Consider the following 9943-nt stretch of genomic DNA (forward strand, 5'->3'; position numbering starts at 1 on the left):
CCCGCTACGCTGCCGATCGACGATCCGCCCCGAGGCGGGGAACGGTGGGGGACGCATGACGAACACGACGCAGGCCACGGACGCGGCGAATGCGACCGACGCGATGGACCCGCGGTGGGCCCGGGTGCGCCCGCTCGTCTTCCGGACCATCATCGGCGCGGTCGTCGCCGCGGGACTCATCGGGATCATCGCGGTACTGATCGGCGACTTCGGACGGGTCGCGGTGCAGCTGCTCCTGACCGTCGTGGTGGTGGTCGTCTTCGCGCTGCTGTCCTGGTACGACGCCGACGTCTCGTCCAGGCGGTCGGGGACCTTCGCCTTCGTGAGCATCGTCACGTCGATGTACCTGCTCGTCGCCGGGCTGGTCAAGGTGTGGATCGTGCCGAGCAGCCCGTTGGCCGACGACGACGGGATCTGGCTCGTCCTGGAGCGTTTCTGGCACTGGATGTGGCTCGTCGGCGTGGCCCGGGTGGCACTGCTGCACGTGCACCTGCTGCTCGTCATCCATCGCCGCTACCCGACCCCAGCGCTGCAGGTCGTGGCCAAGGCCACCGTCGGCGTGATCGCCCTGCTCGCACTGCTGCTCTCGATCCCGTTGCTCGCGCCGGACGTCGACTACGCGCGGGGCTACTGGCGGCTCGTCTGGGTGGTGGTGATCCTCGACCTGCTCGGGACCGTCGTGGTGCCGCTCAGCAACGCACTGTTCCGTCCGCGGGCCGCGGTGCCGTCGGCGACGTGGTCGGTGCCCGACCCGCAGCCGGCATGGAGCGCGACGCCGACGCCCGACGCTCCCGTGCCCGCGGCTCCGCTGCTCGCCGCGCCCGTCCCGCCCGCGTCGCCACCGACGCCGACGCCGGCCCCCGACACGGTCGTGGCGTCCGACGGTCGTCGCTACGCGGCCCGTCCCGCAGCCTCCCGTGCGCTGGCGTGGCCCCGCTACGTCGACGGCACGCCCCTGCCCGCGCTGCCCGACGGGACGCCGGACTTCTCGGAGGTCACGGAGCGCTGACACGGCCTTCCGCCCACTCCGTGTGCAGGAACGGTCGGGTCAGCAGCGGGGACCCGACCGTTTCTGCACGCCATGGGCGGTGGGGCCGGCCCCAGGGCGGACGGGAGGCACGGTGCGGGGCCGCTCCGCGCCTCCCGGCCGACAGCGGGGCGGGGTCAGTGCGCCGAACCGTGCATGGTCTGGGTGTCGTCCTGACCGGGGATGGCGTCCTTCGTGGTCCAGCCGTACCAGCGGCCGTCGATCTCGGTGACCGCGCGACCGTCGCCGCAGGTGACCAGGCCCTTGCTCGGGATCTCCTCGGGCAGGAAGTCGGCGGTCATCGCCGTGCCGCCGTACGACTCATCGAGCGCGGTGCAGTCGTCCACGTCGACGCCGTCCTTCGACGCGAACCCGATGACGTACCCGGGCCGGGAGACGTGGAGGCGGACATCGATGTCCTTCGCGTCCTCCGGCACCCACTTCGGCATGAAGAACGCCAGGTCCTCGGACTCCCCGGAACGTGGGGCGTCGGAGTACGCGTCGAAGTGCTTCTGCGGGGTCTTGTTCGGCACGATGTCCTGGATCGCGCTGCAGCCGGTGGTCAGCAGCAGGGCGGACACCGCGGCGGTGGAGGCGAGGGCGATCCGGAGGGTGCGGCGGGCGGTGGTGGGGCGCGTGTCGGTGCTCATGGATCCAGTCTCACGACGGACGCGGCGCTGAAACATCACGTGCGCACCCGGAAGCGGCCGGGGGTTACCCCCACCCGCCTGCTCAGGTCGCTTCGGTAAGCAGGTTCGGTGCACCAGACGCAGCAGCCACCGGTCGGAGTCCCCTGGCACCAGGCGACGTTCCCCGCCTCGTTCTCGCGGTTCTGGCGGGGGTACCTCGTGTTCCGGGGTCGTGCCGCTCGCGCCGAGTTCTGGTGGTGGGCGCTCTGGTGGGCGATCATCTCCGCTGCGATCAACATCGTGTACGGCGTCGGACTCTTCATGACGCCGCCGACCGTGCCGAGCCCGGACGAGACGCGCGTCCTCGACCAGGCGATGCAGTCCTTCAACCCGTTCCCGGTCTGGTGGTTCCTGCTCACGTCGATGCCGGTCTTCGCCAAGGCCGCTTTGGGCGTCTTCGTGGTCGTCGGGCTCGCGGCGCTGCTGCCCTGGATCGCCATCGCGGTGCGGCGGCTCCACGACACGAACCGATCCGGTTGGTGGGTCCTGCTGTACCTCGTGCCCGCCGGCAACATCGCGCTCGCCGTGTTCCTCGCGCTGCCCTCGGAGCCACCCGCGGCACCGCAGCAGTCCGGGCCACCCGTGGGCGATCGGCCCGCGCACCCGGTCGTGACGCTGCAGTAGCGTCGGGGCATGCAGCAGGAGATCCTCCGGTACACCGCGTTCGCCGCCGAGCCGGGCGGAGGCAACCCCGCCGGGCTCGTGCTCGACGCGGCCGGACTGACCGACGACCAGATGCTCGCGATCGCCCGGCAGGTCGGGTACCCCGAGACCGCCTTCGTCGTCGGTGCGACGGTGACCGGGCCACGCGTCCGCTACTTCTCGCCGAGCGCCGAGGTCCCGTTCTGCGGGCACGCCACCGTTGCACTGGCCGTCGCCTTGGCGGAGCGCGAGGGGCCGGGCCGCCGGGTGTTCACGACCCTGGCCGGCGAGGTCGCCCTCGATGCGACCGTCGGTTCGGACGGCGCGGTGCAGGTCGCGATGACGAGCGTCGAGCCGGCGACACGGGACATCGAACCAGCCCTGCTGGCGCGGCTGTTCGACCTGCTCGGACTCGAGGCAGTGGACATCGCTCCGGGGTTCCCCGTGCTGGAGTCCTTCGCCGGCAACTGGAACCCGGTGCTCGTGCTGCACGACCGCGAGCTGTTCCACCAGTTCCGGTTCGCGCCGGGGCCCCTCGCCGAGCTCAAGCGCTCGGCCGGCTGGGCTGGGATCATCACGGTGCTGTACCGCACCGACGACCGGGAGTACGAGGCGCGCAACCTGTTCCCCGCCGGGCGCATCACCGAGGACCCGGCGACGGGATCGGCCGCGGCGTCGACCGGGGCGTACCTGCGGCAGATCGGTGCAGCGCAGCCGGGCGACCGCGTCACGATCCGGCAGGGGCGGCACGTCGGGCGTCCGAGTCTGCTGCTCGTGGACGTGCCCGAGGCCGGCGGGATCACGGTGACGGGGAGCGCGACCCCGATCTCCTGACAGACGTTCCTTCCCAGAACGCACGCGATGGGAAGCGGAATCGGGCGTACCTGGTCGAAACTTCCGACCCGGTACGCCCGATTCCGCCCGGCACGCCCGATTCCGCCCCAGAAACTCCTTGACACGGTTAAGTCAATACGGTGGACTAATCCTGCGCGCGGGCGATGGTGCCCGCGGACATCACCCGTGCAAAGGAGCACCGATGAAACGCACCCGCATCATCGCCGGACTCGCAGCTGTGGCCGTGGCCGCAGTCGGTCTGGCTGGCTGCTCGAGCTCGGGGTCCGCCTCGAGCGACACGATCAAGATCGCGTACCAGAAGTTCGGCGCCTTCCAGCAGCTCGACGCCCAGATGAAGGTCGTCAAGAAGCAGTACGAGAAGGACAACCCCGGCAAGAAGGTCACCCTCGTGCCCATCCAGGCGCAGGGCAACGACTACTACACGAAGCTCGCGCTCATGAACAAGGCGCCGGCCACCGCCCCGGACGTCATGTACGAGGACACGTTCCTCGTCAAGGCCGATGCCGAGGCGGGCTACCTGCTGCCACTCGACGAGTACACGGACAAGTGGGACGAGTGGGACCAGTTCTTCGACAACGCCAAGCAGGCCGGGCAGGGTGACGACGGCAAGATCTACGGCGTCCCGATGGGCACCGACACCCGAGCCCTCTGGTACAACAAGGACATCTTCGAGAAGGCCGGGCTCGAGGTCCCGTGGAAGCCGAAGACCTGGGACGACGTGCTCGCGGCAGCGAAGACCATCAAGGACAAGCAGCCCGACGTCATCCCGTTCAACATCTACTCGGGCAAGGCGCAGGGCGAGGCCTCGACCATGCAGGGCTTCGAGATGCTCCTGTACGGCGCCGACGGCTCCGGCAACACCCTGTACAAGGACAAGAAGTGGGTCACCGGCTCGAAGCAGTTCGAGGACTCGCTCAAGTTCGTGAAGGACGTCTACCAGGGCGGCCTCGGCCCGACACCGCAGCAGGCGCTCGACACGAACGTCGGCACGACCATCGCCCAGACGTGGCTGCCGAAGGGCAAGCTCGCGATCGACCTGGACGGTTCGTGGCAGTCCGGCACGTGGCTGAAGTCCGGCACCGCGCCGTGGCCCGAGTGGAACGACGTGATGGGCCAGGCACCCATGCCGACCCAGAACGGGCAGGCTCCCGGCTACAACTCGATGTCCGGCGGCTGGACCCTGGCGGTCGGCGCGAAGTCGAAGAACCCGCAGGCGGCGTTCGACTTCATCACGAGCTTCCTCGACAAGGACGGTTCACTGAAGTACGACACCGAGAACAGTCAGATCGCCGTCCGCAAGGACGTCGCGGACGACCCGGCTTACACGGCGGCGAACCCGACGTTCAAGTTCTTCTCGGGGTTGGTGGAGAACACCAACTTCCGCCCGGCGACGAGTGACTACTCGCAGGTCTCCAACGCGATCCAGGTCGCGATGGAAGCGGTCATGACGGGTCAGCAGTCGCCGAAGGACGCGGCTGCCGCCTACGACAAGGCCGTCACGCAGGTGGTCGGCAAGGAGAACACCGTCTCCGCTGGTTGACGGACGTCACCCACTGACGGCCTGGAGGCGCGGGGCGGTCCCGCACCGCGCCTCCCGTCCGTCCTTCCCCACCTTCGGAACCCCTCCGCACCCGGAAGGCACCCATCGTGTCCAGCACCCCCCTCGCGCCGACGCTGTCGGCGCCCGGTGCGCCGAAGCGCACCGATCCACCCGTGCCGCGGAAGCGGCGACCACTGCGGAACGTCGGACGAGCGGTCCCGCTCCTGCCCGCCCTGGTCCTCCTCGTCATCTTCCTGCTCGGCCCCGTCATCTCGTCGTTCTACGGGTCGTTCACCAACTCGGCGCTGACCGGTGCCAGCGCGGCCGACCAGCAGTTCGTCGGGTTCCAGAACTACGTCGAGCTGTTCCAGGACCCGGACTTCCCGAAGTCCGTCATCCTGACCGTCGTCTTCCTGCTGGCCTCGGCCGTGGTGGGACAGAACGTGCTCGGCCTCGGGCTGGCCCTGCTGATGCGCTCGGCCAACAAGGCCGTCCGGGCGATCGTCGGCACCTTCGTGGTCGCTGCGTGGGTCCTGCCGGAGATCGTGGCGTCGTTCGCGGCGTACGCGTTCTTCAACGACGAGGGGACGCTCAACACGTTCCTGGCGTCGATCGGGATCACCGGCGCGAACTGGCTCTACACGTACCCGATGCTCGCCGTGATCCTGGCGAACATCTGGCGTGGCACCGCGTTCTCGATGCTCGTCTACTCGGCCGCCGTGCAGGAGGTCCCGGAGGAGATCACCGAGTCCGCCGAGGTCGACGGAGCCACCGGCTGGCAGCGGCTCGTCTACATCACGCTCCCGGTGATCCGTCGGAGCATCTCGACGAACCTCATGCTCACGACGCTGCAGACCCTGTCGGTCTTCACGCTGATCTTCGTGATGACCGGCGGCGGTCCGGGCACGAACTCGTCGACCCTGCCGATCCTGGCGTACCAGGAGGCGTTCAAGTTCTCGCAGCTCGGCTTCGGGACCGCGATCGCGACCATCCTGCTCGTGGTGGGGGCGGTCTTCTCGATCATCTACATCCGGGCCCTCAAGCCGGAGGTGGACTGATGGCCATGACAGCCCCGTCCCTCGACCAGACCACGACCCGCTCGGTGACCGCACCGGGGTCGATGCACATGACGTCGCCGCGCGGCCGCACGATGCGGTGGGTGTCGAACACCGTGCTGCTCGTCATCGCGGTGTGCTTCGCGGTGCCGCTGCTCTGGCTCGTGCTCGCCTCGTTCGACACCCAGGCGTCGCTGTCGGTGAAGCTGCCCTCGCAGTTCACCCTCGACAACTTCGCGAAGGTGCTCACCCCCGAGCTGTCGTTCATCCCGCTCGCGAACAGCCTGCTGCTCTCCGGCGGCACCGCGGTCGTCACCGTGGTGTTCGCGCTGCTCGCCGCGTACCCGCTGTCCCGGTACAAGATGCGCGTCAACAAGCCGTTCCTGTACAGCATCCTGTTCGGCACCGGCCTGCCCATCACCGCGATGATGGTGCCCGTCTACGCGCTGTTCGTGTCGCTCAACCTGATCGACAACGTGTGGGGCTGCATCTTCTTCCTCGCCGCCACGTCGCTGCCGATGGCGATCTGGATGGCGAAGAACTTCATGGACTCGGTGCCGATCTCGCTGGAAGAAGCGGCGTGGACCGACGGCGCCTCGATGCTCACCACCCTGACCCGCATCGTGATCCCGCTCATGCGTCCGGGCATCGCCGTCGTGTTCATCTTCGTGTTCATCCAGGCGTGGGGGAACTTCTTCGTCCCGTTCGTCCTGCTGCTCTCGCCCGAGAAGGTGCCCGCCGCGGTGAGCATCTTCAACTTCTTCGGGCAGAACGGGGCAGTGGCGTACGGCCAGCTCGCCGCGTTCTCGATCGTCTACTCCGTGCCCGTCATCGCCCTCTACGTGATCGTGTCCCGAGGCCTCGGCGGCGGCAACGCCCTCGCCGGCGGCATCAAGGGCTGACGCCGGCCCCCACCCCCGCAAGACACCGGTGTTCGCGCGTCGAACACCCGCGAACCGCGGTCCGATCCGCGAACACCGGTGTCCCGCGAACCAGAAAGGAAGCACATGCACCAGGACGAACCGCTCGTCGAGGCCCGGATCGCCCGCCTCGTGCGCGACCGTGTCGACCCCGCCGTCCTCCGTCGCTCGGCGCCGGTGACGATCGAGGCGTGGGAGGTGCCGGGTGAACCGGTGCCCTTCGACGCCGCCGTGGGCGAGACGTACACACCGTTCACGGTGGGGTCGCACTGGGGCGGACGCCCGTGGGGCACGACGTGGTTCCGGGTGACCGGTACCGTGCCGGCGGACTTCGGCACCGCGCCGGGGACCACCGCCGAGCTCCTCGTCGACCTGGGGTTCACCAAGCGGCAGCCCGGGTTCCAGGCCGAGGGACTCGCGTTCCGCGCCGACGGCTCCACGATCAAGGCGATCGAGCCGCGGAACGACACCGTGCCGCTCGAGGTCGGCCCGGGGGAGTCCTTCGAGCTCTGGATCGAGGCGGGGGCGAACCCGGACATCGGCGGCGACTCGTTCCAGGGTGCGACCCCGCTCGGCTCGCGCTCCACCGCCGGCGACGACCCGATCTACCGCCTGAGGGCACTCGAGGTCGTCGAGCGCGACGACACCGTGTGGGAACTGCAGCAGGACCTCTGGGTACTGCGCGGGCTGATGGCCGAGCTCCCCACCGACGGCACCCGCGGCGCCGACATCCTGCGGGCACTCGAACGCGCCGCCGACGCGCTGGACCCGGACGACGTCGCCGGCACCGCCGCGGACGCCCGTCAGGTCCTGGCACCGGTGCTCGCCGTCCCCGCCAGCCCCGCCGCCCACCGCGCGATCGCCGTCGGGCACGCCCACATCGACTCCGCCTGGCTGTGGCCCGTGCGCGAGACGAAGCGCAAGTGCGCGCGGACGTTCTCGAACGTGCTCGACCTGATGGACCGCGACCCCGACTTCACCTTCGCCTGCTCGTCCGCGCAGCAGTACTCCTGGATCCGCGACGAGTACCCGTCCATCTGGACCCGCATCAAGCAGCGGGTCGCCGAGGGCCGGTGGATCCCGGTCGGCGGCATGTGGGTCGAGTCGGACACCAACCTGCCCGGCGGTGAGGCCCTGGCCCGCCAGTTCGTCGCCGGCAAGCGCTTCTTCCTGGAGGAGTTCGGCATCGACACCCCGGAGGCCTGGCTCCCCGACTCGTTCGGCTACTCGGGTGCCCTGCCGCAGATCGTCCGCGCCGCCGGGTCGAAGTGGTTCGTCACCCAGAAGCCGTCGTGGAACGAGACGAACGTCATCCCGCACACCTCGTTCCACTGGGAGGGCATCGACGGCTCGCGCGTCCTGACGCACCTGCCCCCGGCCGACACCTACAACTCCGACGTCTCGCCCGCCGACCTGCGCCGCGGCGAACGGAACAACAAGGAACGCGGCACCGCGAACACCTCGATGCTCCTGTACGGCTTCGGGGACGGCGGCGGCGGTCCCACCCGCGAGATGGTCGGCGCCGCACACCGCCAGCACGACCTCGACGGGTCGCCACACGTCACGCTCGGCACGCCGGCGCAGGTGTTCGAGCAGCTCGAGGCCGAGCTGCCGACGCCGGGGGTCTGGTCGGGGGAGATGTACCTCGAGTTCCACCGCGGCACCTACACGTCGCAGATCCGCACGAAGCAGGGCAACCGCCGCTCCGAGCACCTGCTGCGCGAAGCCGAGCTCTGGGCAGCGACGGCGGCGGTCCGGCTCGGCAGCGAGTACCCGTACGCCGAACTCGAGGACGCCTGGCACACCGTCCTGCTGCAGCAGTTCCACGACATCCTGCCCGGGTCCTCGATCGCGTGGGTGTACGAGAACGCCGAGGAGCAGTACGCCCGGGTCGCCGAGGTGCTCGAGGGGCTGATCGGCAGCGCGACGACGGCGCTCGCCGGCAGCGCGACGACGGCGCGCGCCGGCACCGACGACGCCGCGTCGGTCGTGCGCTTCAACGCCTCGCCGGTCGCGGCAGGGGACGTGACCGCCCTGGCAGGTTCGGTCGTCCACGCGCCGCGACCCGTGCCTCCCGTCCGGAGCGGCGACCGCTTCGTCTTCGACACCGGCGTGGTCACCGCGACCATCGACGCTGCCGGCCACGTCGTCTCGTTCGTCGACCACGCCACCGGACGCGACGCGATCGCGCCCGGCGCTGCGGCCGCGGAGTACACGGTGTTCCGCGACACCCCGAACCAGTGGGAGGCGTGGGACATCGACCGCGCATACCAGCGCAACGGCACGGTGCTGTCGGCCTCGTCCGTCTCGGTCGACGGCTCGTCGCTCGTGGTGGAACGGTCCTTCGGATCGTCGACGCTCACCACGCGCTACTCCGCCGTGCAGGGCGAACCGGAGCTGACCGTCGAGACCGAGGTCGACTGGCACGAGCACCAGAAGCTGCTGAAGCTCGCGTTCCCGATCGACGTGCTCGCGTCGTCGGCCTCGAGCGAGATCCAGTTCGGGCACATCGACCGGCCGACGCACCAGAACACCTCGTGGGACCACGCCCGGTTCGAGACCTCGGCACACCGCTGGGTGCACGTCGCGGAGCCCGGGTTCGGCGTCGCGGTGGCGAACGACTCGACCTACGGCCACGACATCACGCGCGAGACCCGGCCGGACGGCGGGATCACCACGCTCGTGCGGGAGTCGCTGCTGCGCGGGCCGACGTTCCCGGACCCGAACGCCGACCAGGGGCACCACGTGTTCCGGACGGTGCTGCGGATCGGGGACTCGGTGCTCGACGCCGCCGACTCCGGGTACCGGCTGAACCTGCCGGTCCGGAGCGTCCCCGGGTCGGCCGAGGTCGCGCCCATCGTCACGGTGTCGTCGCCGCAGGTGTTCGTCGAGGCCGTCAAGCTCGCCGAGGACCGCTCCGGAGACGTCGTCGTGCGACTGTACGAGGGGCTCGGCGGCCGGGCGACGGACGTCGGGGTCTCCTTCGGGTTCGACGTCGAGTCGGTGTCGCAGGTCGACCTGCTCGAGCGCCCGCTGGAGCGCTCGTGGTCGGCCGGGGAGCCGGTCGTGCTGACCCTGCGTCCGTTCGAGATCGTGACGCTGCGCGTGCGTCGGGCCTGAGGCAGCGGGCCCGGCGTTCGGTCGGGGAGAGACCGCGGCGCCGGACGGGACACGGGTGCGTTCCGTCCGGCGCCGTGTTGCGTGCGGGTGGGTGG

General features: G+C 70.0%; 8 protein-coding genes. 7 read left to right on the forward strand and 1 reads right to left on the reverse strand.

Annotated features, from left to right (window positions below):
- Positions 1-55 precede the first annotated feature (55 nt).
- The gene (locus DEJ35_RS01370) at positions 56-1009 is read left to right on the forward strand and encodes a hypothetical protein (RefSeq protein ID WP_111090934.1); all 954 of its coding nucleotides are present in this window, start codon (positions 56-58) and stop codon (positions 1007-1009) included.
- Positions 1010-1164: 155 nt separating this feature from the next.
- Here DEJ35_RS01370 and DEJ35_RS01375 read toward each other — a convergent pair whose 3' ends face one another.
- Positions 1165-1677, reverse strand: coding sequence for a hypothetical protein (locus tag DEJ35_RS01375; protein WP_111191896.1), 513 nt, complete (start codon positions 1675-1677; stop codon positions 1165-1167).
- A gap of 108 nt (positions 1678-1785) precedes the next feature.
- Here DEJ35_RS01375 and DEJ35_RS01380 point away from each other — a divergent pair, with 108 nt between their 5' ends.
- The 6 genes from DEJ35_RS01380 to DEJ35_RS01405 all read left to right on the forward strand — a co-directional run bounded on the left by DEJ35_RS01380 (position 1786) and on the right by DEJ35_RS01405 (position 9848).
- Complete coding sequence (locus DEJ35_RS01380) at positions 1786-2340, forward strand: DUF805 domain-containing protein (protein ID WP_111191897.1); 555 nt, start codon at positions 1786-1788, stop codon at positions 2338-2340.
- A 9-nt stretch (positions 2341-2349) separates the two neighbouring features.
- The gene (locus tag DEJ35_RS01385; RefSeq protein ID WP_111191898.1) at positions 2350-3192 is read left to right on the forward strand and encodes a PhzF family phenazine biosynthesis protein; all 843 of its coding nucleotides are present in this window, start codon (positions 2350-2352) and stop codon (positions 3190-3192) included.
- 202 nt (positions 3193-3394) lie between these two features.
- Positions 3395-4753 (forward strand): extracellular solute-binding protein, encoded by a 1359-nt coding sequence (locus DEJ35_RS01390; RefSeq protein WP_110859553.1) that lies wholly within the window; start codon positions 3395-3397, stop codon positions 4751-4753.
- 107 nt (positions 4754-4860) lie between these two features.
- On the forward strand, positions 4861-5811 hold the full coding sequence (locus DEJ35_RS01395; RefSeq protein ID WP_110894824.1) for a carbohydrate ABC transporter permease: 951 nt from the start codon (positions 4861-4863) through the stop codon (positions 5809-5811).
- 5 nt (positions 5812-5816) lie between these two features.
- A complete protein-coding gene (locus DEJ35_RS01400) occupies positions 5817-6710 on the forward strand; it encodes a carbohydrate ABC transporter permease (protein WP_371836703.1) in 894 nt (297 codons plus the stop codon).
- A 105-nt stretch (positions 6711-6815) separates the two neighbouring features.
- Positions 6816-9848, forward strand: coding sequence for a glycoside hydrolase family 38 C-terminal domain-containing protein (locus DEJ35_RS01405; RefSeq protein ID WP_111191899.1), 3033 nt, complete (start codon positions 6816-6818; stop codon positions 9846-9848).
- The last annotated feature ends 95 nt before the right edge of the window (positions 9849-9943 follow it).

Origin of the sequence: Curtobacterium sp. MCPF17_051, from assembly GCF_003234595.1 — a bacterium.
Classification (GTDB): Bacteria; Actinomycetota; Actinomycetes; order Actinomycetales; family Microbacteriaceae; genus Curtobacterium; species Curtobacterium flaccumfaciens.